Origin of the sequence: Pedobacter sp. AK017 (assembly GCF_014200825.1) — a bacterium.
Classification (GTDB): domain Bacteria; phylum Bacteroidota; class Bacteroidia; order Sphingobacteriales; family Sphingobacteriaceae; genus Pedobacter; species Pedobacter heparinus.
Genome location: NZ_JACHCW010000020.1, coordinates 43,369 through 60,890, shown reverse-complemented (window position 1 = coordinate 60,890; position 17,522 = coordinate 43,369). Strand labels below are relative to the sequence as shown.

At 40.9% G+C, this 17,522-nt stretch carries 9 protein-coding genes; 4 read left to right on the top strand and 5 right to left on the bottom strand.

The annotated features are described in order from the left end of the window. Positions 1–4: 4 nt before the first annotated feature. Together HDC92_RS22190 and HDC92_RS22185 are read right to left on the bottom strand one after the other, a co-directional pair. Positions 5–2,329, bottom strand: coding sequence for a BamA/TamA family outer membrane protein (locus HDC92_RS22190; protein WP_183877153.1), 2,325 nt, complete (start codon positions 2,327–2,329; stop codon positions 5–7). Further along, positions 2,313–7,451, bottom strand: coding sequence for a translocation/assembly module TamB (locus tag HDC92_RS22185; RefSeq protein ID WP_183877152.1), 5,139 nt, complete (start codon positions 7,449–7,451; stop codon positions 2,313–2,315). The genes HDC92_RS22190 and HDC92_RS22185 overlap by 17 nt, the downstream gene beginning before the upstream one ends. A 255-nt stretch (positions 7,452–7,706) precedes the next feature. Here HDC92_RS22185 and HDC92_RS22180 point away from each other — a divergent pair, with 255 nt between their 5' ends. Beyond that, a complete protein-coding gene (locus HDC92_RS22180; RefSeq protein WP_183877151.1) occupies positions 7,707–10,640 on the top strand; it encodes a DNA gyrase/topoisomerase IV subunit A in 2,934 nt (977 codons plus the stop codon). A 2-nt stretch (positions 10,641–10,642) separates the two neighbouring features. Here HDC92_RS22180 and HDC92_RS22175 read toward each other — a convergent pair whose 3' ends face one another. Both HDC92_RS22175 and HDC92_RS22170 read right to left on the bottom strand, forming a co-directional pair. Beyond that, the gene (locus tag HDC92_RS22175) at positions 10,643–12,979 is read right to left on the bottom strand and encodes a M1 family metallopeptidase (RefSeq protein ID WP_183877150.1); all 2,337 of its coding nucleotides are present in this window, start codon (positions 12,977–12,979) and stop codon (positions 10,643–10,645) included. Positions 12,980–13,002: 23 nt separating this feature from the next. Then, entirely contained in the window at positions 13,003–13,590 is a 588-nt protein-coding gene (locus HDC92_RS22170; RefSeq protein WP_015809270.1) for a HupE/UreJ family protein, read from the bottom strand. Between the two features lie 63 nt (positions 13,591–13,653). On the opposite strand from HDC92_RS22170, the gene HDC92_RS22165 reads away from it, so the two are divergent. The 3 genes from HDC92_RS22165 to HDC92_RS22155 all read left to right on the top strand — a co-directional run bounded on the left by HDC92_RS22165 (position 13,654) and on the right by HDC92_RS22155 (position 16,315). After that, positions 13,654–14,139: a DUF6702 family protein gene (locus HDC92_RS22165; protein WP_183877149.1), complete on the top strand. Its 486-nt coding sequence runs from the start codon at positions 13,654–13,656 to the stop codon at positions 14,137–14,139. Between the two features lie 74 nt (positions 14,140–14,213). Next, entirely contained in the window at positions 14,214–14,564 is a 351-nt protein-coding gene (locus HDC92_RS22160; protein ID WP_183877148.1) for a VOC family protein, read from the top strand. 95 nt (positions 14,565–14,659) lie between these two features. Then, the gene (locus HDC92_RS22155) at positions 14,660–16,315 is read left to right on the top strand and encodes a hypothetical protein (RefSeq protein WP_183877147.1); all 1,656 of its coding nucleotides are present in this window, start codon (positions 14,660–14,662) and stop codon (positions 16,313–16,315) included. A 48-nt stretch (positions 16,316–16,363) separates the two neighbouring features. On the opposite strand, the gene HDC92_RS22150 is transcribed toward HDC92_RS22155, so the two are convergent. Continuing rightward, complete coding sequence (locus HDC92_RS22150) at positions 16,364–17,419, bottom strand: hypothetical protein (RefSeq protein ID WP_015809266.1); 1,056 nt, start codon at positions 17,417–17,419, stop codon at positions 16,364–16,366. Between the last annotated feature and the right edge of the window lie 103 nt (positions 17,420–17,522).

Here is a 17,522-nt window from a genome sequence, read left to right as displayed (position 1 = left end):
AATATTAAAAAGGATACCCTATACCAATATTGTACACGAGGTTATCTTTGCGCCAGGCACCACTGCCGAAATCAACTTCATTAAGTACCCAGCGTTTTCCTTCTTCGTTGTATGGTTTGCGAATGGGGAAGGCCACATCCAGGCGAATCACAAAAATGGAAGCATCTACACGAAGTCCGGCGCCAGTACCTACAGCAAATTCATTCAGGGCATTTTTTAATTGGAATTCTGTACCCTGTCTTTTGTCTTCCGGATTCTTTTTCCGCAACCAGATGTTACCTGCATCAACAAAGGCCGCCCCATATAATCTGCTCACCATTTTAAAGCGAAGCTCTGAGCTGATGAGCGCCTTGATGTCTCCGCTTTGATCGATGTAATTGGAGTTGACCACCGCCGGATCGTTTTTATAATAATAAGTTCCTGGTCCGATTGACCGGGCAGCCCAGGCCCTGATATCGTTGGTCCCGCCGGCAAAAAACTGGCGTACAAACGGCAGGGTGGTTTGATTTCCATAAGCATAACCGTAACCAAGGTCTATCCGGTTGGCCCAGGTTACTGTTTTGGTAACTTTAAAATAATCTCTGAAGTCTGCCTCAATGCGCACAAACCGGTTCAGTGCAATCCCAGCTATGGCTTTATTCCCTTCTTTGTTTTTTCTGGCAAACATACCCCAGACATTTCCGCCAGTCTCCAGTGTAGCATTCAGGTACATGGTGTTCCTTCTGTAATCCTCAAACTGATTGGTATAGGTAAAGCTATAGGTGCTTCCAATGATGAATTGTTTTTCCAGAACGTTGATCAGACCAGGTGTCACATTCAAAATACTATCCTTTTTTGCAGAATCTGACGTTAACAGGCCAGAAGTTACATAATTAACAGAGATGGGATTAAAAGCATGTTCTTTATACTTATTCTCGTTCCATTTATAGCCATATTGACCTTTAAAAGAATTGATGTTATATAATGAGCCCCTGTGTAGCAGCTGGTATGAGAGTAGTGCCACTGTTTTAGGAATAAAGGCATTGGTACTGTTTATCTCTTTGAAGGGTGTAATAAATCTTGGAAAGGTCAGCTTGCCTTCGGCAGTAAAGGAATAGGAGTTTAATCCTTGTGAAGCACCACTGCCAAACTGGCTTTCAAAACCACCACTGGCACTAACATCCAGTTGTTCTGCCCCCCTGAATAAATTTCTGGTGGTTTGTGTAAGTTTTACTTCTGAACCTACAAAATTGTTAGATTTGCTGGTTCCTGTAACCGAGAAGGTAAGTGAGTTTTTCTTTAGTGGTGTAAGGTAGATGTTCAGATCAAGCTGGTCGTTTCTGAAGCTGTCTATAGGCACAAATTCTGCTTTTACGGCCTGGAAAGCACCAATGTTTACCATTCGGTTCAGCGACTGGTTATGGTCTTTTCTGTTGTACAATTCGTCTTTTTTAAAGAAGACCAGACGGTTAAACAGGGGAGGTTTAAAAGTATGTCTGGGATCGTAAATCCTGAAATCATTATAAATTTCAGGAGCAGACTTTCTTAACGCACTGTCTCTTCTTAAACTATAGTTGGGGAAGATATTGATGTTTTTAATGGTATAGGGCTTTAAACCGGCATCGGGTGCAATATCTTTTACTTTAACCCGTATGTCGACCAGATTTTTACCAATGGTACTGTCTACTTGTAAAATCAGGTAATCCGGGCTAAAATAAAAATAACCTTGTTCTTTCAGGTCGTTATCAATGCGTTCCCTTTCGTTCTTAAATATATCCAGATCGTAAAAGTTACCTGCTTTTAACAGGGTTTTGTCTTTGTGCCCGTTTACAATCCTGGTAAGACCACCACTATCCTTCGGAAAAGTAACACTATTGATTTTGTACCTAATACCTGTATTGGCTGTATATATGGCTTTTCCCTTTTTTCCTTTTATAACTGTATCTCCTGCCACATTGGATTGCAGGTAACCCTGACTGATCAGGTAACTGGTCAGTACCGCGTTGTTATAAGGTAGTTTTACCTCACTTAAAAGTACTGGTGTCTGGCCTTTTTTTCTAAGCCAGTTGCGAATGCCCCCCGTAGGTTTTTTCGGTTCACCGGCAAGGTTGTATATCATTAATCCATATTTTATCCCCAGGAAAGCGCTGTTTGGCTTTGGCCTGGTTTTATCCAGTAAGGTTTCTTTAACGGATTTCTGATCAGCAATTTTTACCGAAGAATCCGGATTGATCCGTATCTCGGCACCTGTATATAAAATCTGGCCGGGCTTTAAACTCCGGGTTGTACTGCAGGCGGCCAAAGTTAAACATGCAAGTATAAATAAGCTGAATCTAATTCGTATTGTCATCTTTAGGCTTTTGTTCTTGTCTTAATCTTTTTTTCTTAGAAAAATTCTGGAAAACTTCCCGGAACTTATTGTAATCTACTACCAATGCAAAACCTATACCGGTCTCTATAATCTGGCCCTCAATAACGCCTTCATTCTGATTGCGTCTGTAGGCTCTTAAACGATATTTTCCATCTTTGGAAAGCAGGTATTCGATATTGACGTTCCCGGCAATATTGGTCGAATTCTGTCCGGCTGTCTGTCCTTCAATCCCAAATGAACTTCCTACAGTTACAATTAAGCGATCGCTTAGCAGTTTTTTAGATAAGCCAACTTCGAGCTGCGATTTGTTTTGCAGCTGACCGCTCGAATAATCCTCTGATGAATTTATGCCAAAATTAATATCTACACCTTTAATGAGATCCGAAGCCATTTTGTTCAACTGTTCTGTCAGCAAATTGCTCACACTAGATCTGGCAAAATTAGTAACCAGACCATTTCCATTTCCGGCCAGACTTTCAAAGGGGTTATCGGCAATGAAACGTTGTAAGACCAACAGGGCAAATACCTGTTTGTTTACCTGGCCTTCGTCGCTATTGATCGATTGCAGCTTGCCATAAACAAGTCCTCCTTCTGCACCACGGTTGTTTTCGGGCAAATCTATTTTGAATTTGATGATCGGTTTCATCAGCTCTCCGGTCATCATTAAATACACCTGGAAAGGGAGTTTGTTTTTAGCTGTCGTTGATGATGAAGCTGCTTGTGCTCCGATCAGGTCAATCGGTGGGGTATTTACTTCAATCATCGCCGTTAGGTCTACATTGGCAGAGGTTGGCTCACCTGTCCATACTATATTACTGCCCTGCTGTAGTTTAAATTCTCTTTTTACCGGGCCAACTGACAGGTTATAACTTCCATTGGATACATCATATCTGCCGGTTAAACTGGTTTTTCCACTCGGGTCCATTGTCGCAGTCAGGTTTGCTTCCCCCTTAATTTTCAGGTTATCACCATTTGCGGGGTCAACTACGACATTCAATTCTGCACCAGGGTCTATGGTAATCGTGGCGCTCAAATTAATCCCTTTAATTGGGGCTTTACTCACCGAATCTGAAACTGAAAGGGCTTTCGTGCCGTTAAAAGGTGGTGCATTAAAGTCAACAAACTGCACAATACCTTCCTGATCGATAATTGTTGGATCATCAGCCGGCATGGCAAAGAAAAATTTGGTTTTGTCCTCAACCCTGATGGTCATGTTCACATCCGGCTGGTTCATGTCGCCACGTACCTTAATGTTACTGGTTAAATATACAGTCCCGTAGATGAGCTCATTATCTTCAGCAGTAGAGTTCAGTGCCCTGAAATTATTGGTCCTGATGTCCATATTGAACTTAAAGTCGCGATAATTGTTAGTCAGTATACCCCCAGTAATCACTGCTTTCTGGTTTAGGGAGTCAAGGATAGTAAACTTATTGAAATTTATGCCTGTATTCGTAAAACTGATACTTTCGTTTGGCATCCTGAAGAAAGAGTTTACATACGCAATATTGAAACCTGCCTGGTTAAATTTCAGGTCGCCCAGTACTTTTGGGGCATCCAGGCTACCTTTAACAGAAAGTTGTCCGCTTACTGTTCCTGTTCCTTTCCTGATCTGGCCCATAGAAAGGCTTTCTACTGCTTTTAAATCTATTTTATCGATATTTAATGTCATGTCCAAAGCGCTTTCAGGTGCAGTATAATAAAAGCCACTGGCTCTTAATTCATGTACACCAGATAAAGCAATATTGGTTTCATAAGTGTTTTCTGTATTGTTGTTTACCGCAATGCGCAAAGTACCCAGCATGTCTTTCTGGTACCGGAGCTGGTCTACGGTCAGGTTGGCTTCAAATTTAGGGCTGCCGGCCAGGTCTTTCACATTTACAATGCCGTTAATTAGACCACCGGCCATCGCACTGTCGGCCTCCGCAAAACGGGTAAGGGTTTCTATCTGGAAATCTTTAAATTCTACTTTAAGTGGGGCATTAGGGGTATTGGTTTCACTGTTGATACTCAGCAGTTGTTTGCCCTGGCTCAGGTTAAACTGGTTGGCCAGTATACCAGATGTACCAAATTGCAAATAGTTTTCGGGGGCTACAATCCATTTTTCATAGTTTAATAACAGCTTTTGCGGGTCAAAGCTAAACCTGTAATTTTTATTGAAAGATTTAAATGTACCACCAAGCATGTATTTATCCCTGCGTTTGCTATCCCTCAAAAATATATTAAGATCAAGGTTATTGTCATCTGCTGCCCCACTGATCTCATTGTTGAAGAAGGATAAGGATGGGCTTTGCAGGCTTTTGATAGTTAGCTTATAATTTAGCTTCTGGTCTGTATTGTTAACATTCAGCCTTGTACTGTCGACCCGGTAACTTCCATACACAAGCTGAGGAAATACAGCATTCATGACCAGACTGTCTTTTTGGGTGTCCAACAGGCCCCACATGCGTGAGGGAGCAAAGGTACTGAGTTCCGGTACAAAGTTCTTTAAGATTTTGGGGTTATAAAAATTTACATAAAACCTGAAGCGCTGTTCCGGTATTTTTGTTACGGTCCCAAACTGATAATATTTGTTGATCTGATTGATCATGGCGGCAGCTAGATTGCTAAGCTGGTATTTACCATCTATTTTAGCCCTCAGGAATTCTGATTTTAGAGTAAGCAGGTTATGGTCGGCCGATGCTTCAGAATGAACAATGATGGTATCGACATTAAAACGTTGCCCCTCTTTAACTACCTGCAGGCCATTTACGATGATGTCGCCATTCAGGTAATCCGGATCAGCGGTTTTTACATCAGCTTTAATTGTTCCGGCCAGTTTGAACTCAGTCGGACTAAAGTTCAGCTTTTGCAGGTCAACCTGTTTCAGGTTAGCATTAGCTTTTATATAAGGATATTTGCCCGAAATATCGACATGGGCCGTAAGGGCAAAATTGGCATTGGTATCGGCCATGCTGCTCTTTAAGTCCAGTTGCTGTTGCTTATAGGAACCGCTCAGCAGTAAGTTGCGGTAATTGTATTTGTTGTAATAGACATTTATTACCTGCCCGTTTAGGGTGGCATTGGCTTTTTTAGCATCCAGCCCTTTTCCCTTAATATTAGCTTTTACAGTAATGCGGCCAAGCTGTGGTTCCATTTTTAACAATCTGCCCACATTGAAATTGTTCAGGTTGATGTTAGCTGTATAATTTTCCCGGCCTTTGGGCCCTTTCATACTGGCCAGCAGGTTGGCCGAACCCATATCGGTACTGATGTTAAAACCCGTATTGAAATTGGTCATGGATCCTTTAAATTTGCCCCTGGCATTAATGGTATTGGGCAGTGTAATGTTTGCAGGCAATGATTTCTTTGGGATTACTACAAGCAGGTCACTTTTGCTGAGTGAAAATCTCTTAACGTTTAGGTCAAGCACTACTTTTTCTATATCAGGTAATCCTTTTGCGGTGCCACTTACATCAATATGGGTGCTTTTCAAGCCATCTACCTGAAGTTTCGGGATCACCAGGTTATTCATATAGCCACGGGCAAGGGCATTTACTTTTATTTTCTCGTTTCGGTAGCTTGTCGGAAAGGCCTCACTAAAATAGGCTGCATCCTTTAAACTTATCGTGGTATTCTTTACCTGTGCATAAATTTTTACCCTTTCAGGATGTTTGGTCAGGTCTTCGATAGCCGTATAATCCAGTTGTGCATTGCTTTCAATACTGGTATTCGGGGTTTTAATCGTAAGATTGTTAACTTTGGTCTGCTTTTCAGAATAGGCTATGTCGCCCTGCAATGTGTTAAGCTCAAAACCACTCTTTTCTTTCATAACTCCAGCTTTTACATTCAGCTTTATGCCTGCATCGCTATAAGCCAGATTTTTAGCTTGCAAGCCAAGCTGAGTAATCAACAGATGGTTAAAGTCCATCCCTTTAGCGGGTTTTTCGGCGTAATTGTCAAATTTCACCTTGTTCTGCGCCAGGCTCAGGCTGTTTACCCGCAGCGCAATTCCCGGGGTTTTGGTTGTTTCAGCTGTTTGTGTATTGTTTTTAGTGGCAGCGACGGGCTTAGCCGGTTTGAATGAAAAAGCAACATCCGATCTGTTTAATGCTACATCACCCAATTCGTATTTGCTATGCTGCACATCTGCAATCAGTTTATTGAACGATAATTCTTTTAGGTCTGCATTCGCCTTCATGTCCGATTCACCGGAACTGAAATTTACCCTGCTGTTGCTTAATGTGGCTTCTTCAATGTTGTATTTACTATTGGTCAGGTCAACAAATAATTTGCTAAGTGTAAGGCTGTTTAAATCTACATCTGCGCTTGTTTTCGACAGCCTGTCATCAAAACCGATTTTAATGTTGTTAAAGGCAAAGTCCTGTATTTCTACCAAAGGTAATTTTCCCGAAGCTGTTTTGGCAGTATCAATACTGTTCTCCAGGTGTGCCTGCAATTGGGTAAGCGGTTTTTGCTGCAGGTATTTAACAGAGGTGTTTTTTAAGGACAATGTTTTGATCACATAGTGCTGGTTGTCGAGGTCAAAATTTTTAATGTTGGCTTTAAATTCTCCCAGGTTTAACCGCATGTCGTTGCCCGCAACATCATCATGGTAAACAATACCAATGTCTTCCAGATTAATCTTGCTCACCGAAAATTTAAGGGTGGAGGTACTGTCCTTTTTTACTTCTTCTTCGGTTTTGGTCTGGTCCGACATAAATGCGTCTACTAAAAAGGAAAAATTAAAAGAAGTGTCGGGGTTAATGCGGGTTACATTTGACCTTATTTTCTGCAAAGTGATGTTGTTCACTTCAACTTTATTATTTAACAGCTGGAACAGGCTAATGTCTACTGCCATTTTTTGTGCATAAAGTAAAGTGTCACCTTTTTTATCTTCAATATATAACTTGTTCAATATAATGTCCTTTGGAAGACCGATTTTTATACTTTCCAGGGTGATTTCAGTTTTCGTTTTCTTTTTCAGATAGCCAATGGCTTCATCTTTTACAAAATTTTGAACAAAAGGAATATTTAAAGAAAAGGCAATAAGGATAACCAGCAGGACGATACTTGCGATGATCCAAAGCAGAATTTTTAGGCTTTTGCGTATATATTTATTCAAACTAATTTAAATTGAGTGCTCTGAACCTCATTAATAACCAAAATCATGCCACCAGAAGCAAAATTTTGGGGATTCTATATATCTACAATCTAAATAATTAAATTGTTTAAAACAATGTTAATAGAGGCCTGTTTTTTGAAAACAAGTAAATACTTAATGACGTGTATGGATAGTTCTGCTGCTGCCAACTGTTAAAAACTCAGTTCTTAAATTTCGTTTTCAACCCTTATATTTACAGCATACAATCCTTTTTTGATGAGCGAAGAAATAGAAAACAACATAAACGAAGAGAATAAACATACCGTAATTCCAATCAACGGACTTTATGAAAACTGGTTCCTCGACTATGCTTCCTATGTAATTCTTGACCGCGCTGTGCCACACATCAATGATGGCTTGAAGCCGGTGCAGCGACGTATCATGCATTCTTTGAAAGAGATGGATGATGGACGCTTCAATAAGGCAGCCAACGTGATTGGAAATACAATGAAATACCATCCGCATGGGGATGCTTCCATAGGTGATGCCATGGTGCAGATTGGACAAAAAGATCTGCTGATTGATTGTCAGGGTAACTGGGGAGACCCGATTACCGGTGATAATGCTGCTGCGCCGCGTTATATTGAAGCCCGCTTATCTAAATTTGCCAATGAAGTTGTGTTTAATGGTGATACAACCATCTGGCAGTTGAGTTATGACGGACGTAACAACGAACCGGTTACCTTGCCTGTTAAATTCCCCCTGTTGCTTGCCCAGGGAGCTGAAGGTATTGCCGTTGGTTTAGCAACCAAAGTAATGCCACATAACTTTATCGAATTGCTGGATGCTTCTATTGAAGCATTGCAAGGGCATCGGCCTAACATTTTGCCTGATTTTTTTACAGGTGGTATGGCCGATTTTTCTGCTTACAACGAGGGAATGCGTGGGGGCCGTATCAGGGTGAGGGCCAAAATCACCGAAAAGGATAAAAAAACACTGGTTATTACAGAAATACCTTACAGCACGACTACCGGATCGGTAATTGACAGTATCTTATCGGCTAACGACAAGGGCAAGATCAAGATCAAAAAGATTGAGGACAATACCGCTGCCCATGTCGAGATCGTGATCCAGCTGGCACCAGGTATTTCTCCTGATGTGACCATTGATGCCTTATACGCCTTTACTTCATGTGAGGTTTCAATATCACCAAATACCTGCATCATTAAGGATGAAAAACCTCAGTTTTTAAGTGTTAATGATATCCTGATAGAGAATTCGATGCACACCAAGGCCCTGTTGAAAAAGGAACTGGAAATTAAGCTGCATGAATTACAGGAAAAGATATTTTTCAGCTCATTGCTAAAGATATTTATTCAGGAAGGGATGTATAAAAATGCTGAATATGAAAATTCAGTCAATTTTGAAATGGTGGTAGAGGTTTTGAACAGGTTGTTTGAGCCTTTTAAACCAGGTCTTTACAGAGCAATACTTCCTGAGGATTTTAAAAAGCTGATTGATAAACCCATGAGCAGCATTACCCGCTTTGATGTTAAAAAAGCGGATGAACAGATGAAAGCCCTTTCTGATGAGATCAAAGTGGTTAAAAACCATTTACGGCATTTAACGGAATATGCCATTGCCTGGTTTCAAAAATTAAAGGACAAGTATGGTAAGGGCAGGGAGCGTAAAACTGAGATCCGTTTGTTTGATCGGGTTGAGGCATCTAAAGTAGCCTTAGCCAATGTTAAACTTTACATGAACCGTGAAGATGGTTTCATAGGGACCGGATTGCGGAAGGATGAATTTGTTGCCGATTGTTCAGATATTGATGAGCTCATTGTTTTTAGGGAAGATGGTAAATGCATCATTACGAAAGTTGCCGATAAAACTTTTGTAGGTAAGGGTATCCTGCATGCCCAGGTATTTAAAAAGGGGGATGAACGGACCATTTACAACATGATCTATAAAGATGGGGCGAGCGGGGTTTCTTATATTAAGCGTTTTGCCGTTGTAGGGGTTACCCGTGATAAGGAATACGATCTGACAAAAGGGAGTAAGGGCTCAAAAGTGCTGTATTTTACAGCTAATCCTAATGGAGAAGCCGAAATTGTGACTGTACAGCTTAAACCACATAGCAAGTTAAAAAAGCTGCAGTTCGATCTCGATTTTGCTGAAATTGCGATAAAAGGACGCGGTTCACAGGGAAATATTGTTTCTAAATATCCGGTTAAAAAAATACTGCTGAAAAGCAAAGGCGTATCTACACTTTCGGGACTAAAAATCTGGTATGATGATTTGCTAAGAAGGTTAAATGTGGACGGAAGGGGCAAATATCTTGGTGAATTTGATGGCGAGGATAAAATATTGCAGGTACATAAAGACGGCTGGTATGAACTGAGTACTTTTGAGCTGAGCAACCACTTTGATGCCGATCTGATCTTAATTCAGAAGTTTGACCCTGAAAAACCTTTTGCAGTTGTGCAATATGAGGGTAAAGCCAAAAACTATTTTATCAAAAGGTTCGTTTTTGAGCCGATTGCTGTAGGCAAAAAAGTAAGTCTGATTAGTGAGGAGAACGGATCGAAGTTCCTTTACCTCAGCAGCAATCCGGCAGCGGTTTTAACAGTTGATGTATTGAAAGGAAAAACCCAGGTTCCGGAAACACTTGAAATTGTTCTTGCCGAATTTATTGATGTAAAAGGAATTAAAGCCAATGGAAACAGGCTTACTGCCCATGAAGTTAAAAATATAACCATTTCAAATCACACGGAAATTGAACCTGCTGAAGAAGTTAAAGTTGTTTCTGTGGCAAATGAGGCTGAGGATGAGTTTCAAGAGGATGAAGCCGCTGCAACGAATATAGAAAATGGGGAAGAACTGGTTGATCCTGCATTGAGTAAAGATGCAGATGAGGAGGAAGCTCCGTTACCTGAACCTGAAATTCCCGCTACTGAAAAGCCTGCTGCGGCCGAAAAACCTAAAAAACAATGGGACAGCGGGGCCACCAAACCTGCCGAAGCACCTAAGCCAAAAAAAGAAACGGGTCCTGCCAAAGAAAAGTCTGCTGATGAAACAAAACCGAAAAAAGAGCCCATAGCCAAACCTGAGCCGGAACAGGAAGAGAAACCCGCAAAAAAAATAGATTTTGAGATCACCAATCCGGATGATATCAAAATTGATGATAAAGGACAGCTAGGGTTCTTTTAGTCCTATTGCCTTTGTCTGGATTGCTGCATTGGGTTGGTCTGTTCAGTCGATGACCCACGGGGTGCCTGCTGTTGTTTAAACAGTTCAAATCTGGTTGGCTGATTTTTTCTTGGCCATGAGTTATTGCTTTCATCTATATCGGCAGTTTCGCGGTATGGATCCAGTTGTACAGCAATTACTTCTTTATCTTTCGCAAAAACTTTGGTTACTTTATTTTCATTTTTTCTCCAGATATAGGCAGGAATGCGGTCCACCTCCTTGCTGCCATCCTTAAAGGTCCATTCAATAATGATGGGCATCACCAGTCCCCCTATATTCGAGAAATCCAGTTCATAAAAGTTCTTCTTGCTTTCGTAAAGTTTTTTTTCTGCTGCGGAAAGGTTGCTGAAGTATTGCTGAAATTCTTGATCGGCAGACTTACTCACCTCAAAGCGGTTAAATTTATTGTAAAAATCCTGTAGGCTTGTATCTTGTTCTATAGCGAATTTTATGCCTTCTTTGCGGTTGCGTTCCCTGCTGATATTGTAAAGGTCCTTGTCATAAGCCTTTTTAAGTTCTACGTTTTCAATAGCCGCATTCATACTGTTCATACGGTAGTAGCGTACATCATCCAGTGAAATGTCTACCGGGTCAGTACTAAAAAACCAGCCTCTCCAAAACCAATCAAGGTCTACCGCCGATGCGTCTTCCATCGTCCTGAACAGATCTGCAGGGGTAGGATGTTTAAAGGCCCATCGTTTTGCATATTCTTTAAAAGCATAATCGAAAAGCTCACGGCCCATAACGGTTTCCCTTAAAATATTCAGTGCCGTAGCTGGTTTTGCGTAGGCATTTGGTCCAAAATTAACGATGTTTTCAGAGTTGGTCATAATGGGCTCCAGCTGGTCTTTAGGCAATTTCATGTAATCCACTATTTTATGTGCAGGGCCGCGCTGCGAAGGGTAGTTAATGTCCCATGCCTGCTGGGCCATGTACTGGCAAAAAGTATTTAAACCTTCGTCCATCCAGGTCCATTGTCGCTCGTCCGAATTCACTATCATCGGGAAAAAGTTATGCCCAACTTCATGTATAATTACACCGATCATACCATATTTAATGGCCTCCGTGTAAGTGCCGTCTTTTTCTGTACGTCCGAAATTAAAACAGATCATCGGGTATTCCATTCCGTTGGCAGCCTCTACAGAAATGGCTACGGGATAAGGATAGGGGATAGTGTGCTGGGAATAGATCTTTAAAGTATGTGCTACCACTTTGGTCGAATACCTGCTGTAAAGTGAATAAGCTTCCGGGCAATAGTAAGACATAGCCATTACCTTTTTACCTTCTATACTGGTTGCCATGGCATCCCAAACCAATCGCCTTGACGATACCAGTGCAAAATCCCTTACATTTTCGGCAAGGTAGGTCCAGGTTTTTTTAGCAGTCGATTTTTTGGTGATGGCTGATTTTGCTTCGGCCAGGTTTACAATTTCAATAGGTACTTTTGTAGATTGTGCGGCATTCCATCGTTTTAAACTGGCAGCACTCAGCACTTGGGCATAATTCTGACATTCGCCTGTAGCACCTACCACATGATCGGCCGGTACAGTCATGTTTACCTTATAATTGCCAAATACAAGTGCAAATTCGCCCCTACCTTCAAACTGTTTATTTTGCCAGCCCTGGAAATCAGAATAAACAGCCATGCGTGGAAACCACTGGGCAATGGTAAACAGATAGTTGTCGTCCTCAGCAAAATATTCATAACCACCTCTGCCTCCATCTATTACGCGGTTGATGATTTTGTAATTCCAGGTTATTTTAAGTTTATATTTTTGTTTGGACTGTAATACATAGGGCAGGTCTATACGCATCATGGTATTGTTGATGACATAAGGCAGGGCAGTCCCCTTTTCATCTGTAACCTTTAGTATTTTAACGCCCAGGTCATTTTCAGGGTTAATGATATCTGATAAGGCCTTATAACCCATCTGATCTGTCATCCTGCTCTGTTCTGTCAGCTTATTATCGCTGCTGGCCTTATGCTCATTTTCATCCAGCTGTACCCATAAATAACTTAGTGGGTCGGGAGAGTTGTTGTAATAAGTAATGGTTTCTGAGCCGCTTAAACGCAGGTTCTTTTCATCCAGTTCTGCATTAATTTCATAATCAGCACGCTGTTGCCAGTATGCTGGGCCAGGTGCACCGGAAGCCGAACGGTAGGAGTTAGGGCCGGAAAGAATGGTGCCAAGCTGTTCAAATTTGTTCCCGTGATTAGAACTGGGGTTATGAAGTATATGCTGACCGAAAGCTTTGGCGCTACATAAAAGCACAATAAAAAACAGCAGTATCTTATTCATTGGTGGAGGTGAAGTTTAAGTTATTATCCTAATAATGCCGGGAAACGTTCTGCCGCCATTACAAATGATATTCCAAATATAGCAGATGAAAGAAAGAAATTCCAATCCCATCGTTTTATTTTTACCATCCAGATCAGGATAAATGATAAGATCAATGTTGCAATAACGATCAGTATCTGGCCAAATTCCAGTCCGATATTAAAAGCAAATAGTTCGGCGGTAATGCTGCTGCTTTTACCCAACAAGCTTTTCAAGTAATTAGAAAAGCCTAAGCCATGAATCAGGCCAAAGAAAAGGGTCATGGTATACTTGAATTTCTGACCTTTGGGTTTTTGCCTTTTGCCCAGTATGTTGGCTGCAGCGGTAACCATTATGGTAACGGGAATTAAAAATTCGATTAAAGGCGTATTTACAGTTATGATTTTGAATACACTTAAGGCCAGGGTTATGCTATGGCCAATGGTAAAAGCTGTTATCAGGATTAGTACTTTTTTCCAGTCGGTTAGCATATAGGTCCCGCACAGCACCATCACAAATAAAATGTGATCATATCCCTGCCAGTCTAAAATGTGTCGCCAGCCTAATTGAAAATAAAGTGGGAAGTCCTGCATTGAATAAATTTGTAACTTAGCTAAATCTATAGCAATATCCTCATTTGAATTAAGAAAAACAAAATGCTGCAGTGTATATTATTTTTTTGGTTAAATATATTTCATCCCTTTTATGTGAGTGTAACAGAAGTTGCACATAATAAAAGTACCGGAACGTTACAGGTTAGCATCCGTATTTTTTTTGATGATTTTGAGAAAGCCCTGGAAAAAAAATACAATACAAAAGTGAATATCCTGAAACCGTCCGACAGGAAACAAGTGGATGCACTGATTGCTTCTTATATAAAGGAGCATTTTAAACTCAATGCAGACCGTAAGGTACTCACCTTAAAATATCAGGGTTACGAAATCGAAGAAGATGCAGCCTGGTGTTATTTTGAAACCGACAAAGTGTCTGCAATTAAAGAATTGGGTATAAAAAATGATATCCTGTTTGAACAGCATAATTCGCAAAGCAATATGATCCATGCAATAGAAAATGGTATACGTAAAAGCACCAAACTTGATAATCCGAAAAGCGAGGTTGTATTTGTATTTGGGACTTTGTGACTAAAGAAGTAAATATAATCTACTGATAATTTAAGAAACGTAATCTTTATAATAAAGTATCCCTATCTTAGTTTATGGTCAAACGAATTGTAGCAAATCTTCATACAGAAAACATTGCCAAAGCCGAAGCCTTTTATAAAAATATACTAGGGCTTGAATGCTTAATGGATCACGGCTGGATTACAACCTACGGAATTGAAAATCAAAAAATGACTGTTCAGGTCAGTTTTGCTTCCGAAGGTGGTTCAGGAACATTGACACCAGACCTTTCAATTGAAGTGGATGATTTCGAAGAAACTTTAAACCGCACAATGGAAGGGGGATTTGTTATTGAATACGGCCCCATAGTTGAGCCCTGGGGAGTAAAAAGATTTTATACCCGTGATCCTTTCGGCAAGCTCATTAATATTCTATGCCATGTCTAAAAGCCGTTCTTTCCGTATTTAACTTGTCAATTCCATACTCATTCTGTCCGACGTAACAACATTTTCAATTAAATAATCATCATTAGAAAAATCTTATGAAAAAGCATATGCTCCTTATGTTTCTCTTAAACCATATATTGTTTACGCAGGCACAAGAAAGAAACTCGCCTGAGAATAATGTAGTGATCACATCGCAGGGGCAGACAACCCAGGTATATACCAACGAAAAACGGGAACTGACTGTCAATATATCGCCAAAAGATGTAGCTAAGTTCAAAGCTGCCGGCCTGGTTCGCTACAGTGATTTAGGTGCCAAAGGTGATGGAATAACGGATGACATTGATGTTATTGCCGCAACTCATGCATTTGCCAACCTGCAGGGCCTTCCGGTTAAAGCAGACGCTGGAGCCACCTACTATATTGGAGGGCAGGAACGCACTGTGGTCATCCAAACTGATACTGATTTCGGCACTGCGGCCTTCATTATTGATGATACCGAAGTGAAAAACCGTACTGCGGCTATTTTTACAGTAAGTTCAGACCTGAAATCCTTCAAACTTGCAACCATATCCTCAATTAAGCGAAACCAGCAAAAAATCGATCTGCCCCCCTTACCAGGTCGCTGTTTAATCTCGGTCACCAATTCCAATGTAAAACAATACATCAGGTTTGGGCTAAACCAGAATAATGGCTCTTCGCAAACCGACCTCTTTATTGTTGACAAAGACGGTAAGGTAGATATGAACGCACCAATCATCTGGGATTTTGAACAGGTTACAGATATCACCGCTCTGCCCATCGATGAAAATTTGCTGAAGATTACCGGAGGCAATTTCACTACAATTGCCAATAAAGCCGAATCCAAGTCTACCTATTATAACCGCGGCATTGCGATCAGAAGATCTCATGTACTTGTTGAAGGGTTGAAACACTACATCGAAGGCGAAGGCGACTACGGTGCGCCTTATGGAGGCTTTATCAACATTGGTAACTGTGCTTATGTAACGGTAAAAAACACCATCCTAACCGGACACAAAACTTATAACACCATTGGTGCCGCCGGCAAACCTGTCTCAATGGGTACATATGATCTTTCCGTCAACCGTGCAGTTAATGTATCTTTTCTGAATTGCAGCCAAACCAATGACATCGACGACAACAAGTACTGGGGCATTTTAGGATCAAATTTCTGCAAAAACCTTGTTTACGATCATTGTACACTCTCCCGGTTTGATGCCCATCAGGGAGTTGCCAATGCCACCATCCGCAACTCAACCCTGGGACATATGGGGGTAAATGCCATAGGTAGTGGACTTCTGACAATCGAAAATTCGACTATTCGCGGCCGAAGCCTTGTTAACCTGCGCCCCGACTATGGCAGTACATGGCAGGGAGAACTGGTGATCCGTAACTGTACTTTTGTACCGGCGGGCGGCAAACCCTTTAGTGCCTCTTTGATCAGCGGATCTTATTCAGGTCAGCATGATTTTGGCTATACGTGCTATATGCCGGAACGGATCACAATTGAAAATCTTCAAATAGACGATTCCAGTCATCCAGACAATTACCAGGGGCCGGCCATTTTCGCCAATTTCAATCCGCAAATGACAGACACTGCCTACCAGGAAAAGTTTCCCTATGTTAAAACTAAAGAGGTCATTCTCAGGAACATCACAACTACCAGTAAAAAAGTATTGAGGATCAGCGATAATCCTTTCATGTTCAGGGATGTTAGGGTCAAAACTAATTAGAAATACAATTATGAATGTAATTGTTCTAAAAGTAATGCCCCTTTTTGCCTACTGATATTGAATATAAATTGGCACGGGCTTTAATTTCATCAGGTCTTCCGGTGTCATTAGCCTATTGGGTGCTTTTTTCAGGTCGTTTTTATAAAACAGTTTAAATCCGGTAAACTGTACCGGTTCCGAATAGATAAAGTGACGGTATGTGCCCTTTTTAAGTTCCGGTTCGCCCCATCCATCCATATGCATTACAATTTGCACTTCCGGACGTAGTTTGATGTTCTGATAATTGGTTACCATTTTCTTGGTAAAACGGTGCACAGTAAATACTTTAGGTGGCAGATTGTATTTTTTCACTATATCCGCAAGGTATTGAGAAACATAATTGATATCTGCTGCATCATAGGTACCGATCTTTTTTCCCGGAAGTGAACCATCTTTCATAGAAAACTCCGGATCTATCCCTAAATGAACATAAGGTAGTTGTAAATATTTTTCGATATGAGGAAGCTCTGCTTTAATACTGCTCAGTGCAACCTGCAAATCTAAAAATACAATGGTATTCGGACGCATTTTGGCTATTGCCAATACAGAATCGATTTGTGAGTTGGCCATACGGTTAATGTATTTGCCATCTTTTCCTGCTGTACCACTGGCCACAGCAGCAATATAATGCAGGCCTGCCTGTACAGGGGTGCTGGGATCTACTTTTTCCCAGTGCTTAATTTCAACATTCAGCCTTTTCCACATTTCTTTAGGAGCGTATTCGCCCAGGGCTCCCATTTTTTTAGAATGGAGGTTTCCGTAATACACCACAATACGTTTAAAAGGAAGTATAGCACCTGCAAGGGGGTAAGGCTGGTTTTTTACAGGCCATTTGCCAGTAGTATCACCATTTGCCAGTTTTTTTAACAATGTATTATACTTAGCTGTATCAACCGGCACACGGGTATTCGTTTCTTCAACTGCCTCTTCAACCGCTACAGTATCACCAGAAGCCGTGATCTTTGTTTTTCCCGTCGCTTTTTTTGCGTCGGACGCACAGCTGGTAAATAGCCCTATTGTTGTTGCACTAATTAGGATAATGCCTGCCAGATGATTTAATTTCATAGAATGTAAGATTAAAATTATGCAAGTATACCATCTTTAAAAGGAATAAAAAAACAGCTGTAAAGGTATTCCATAAATTTATTTAATGTTTAATTACCGTAAT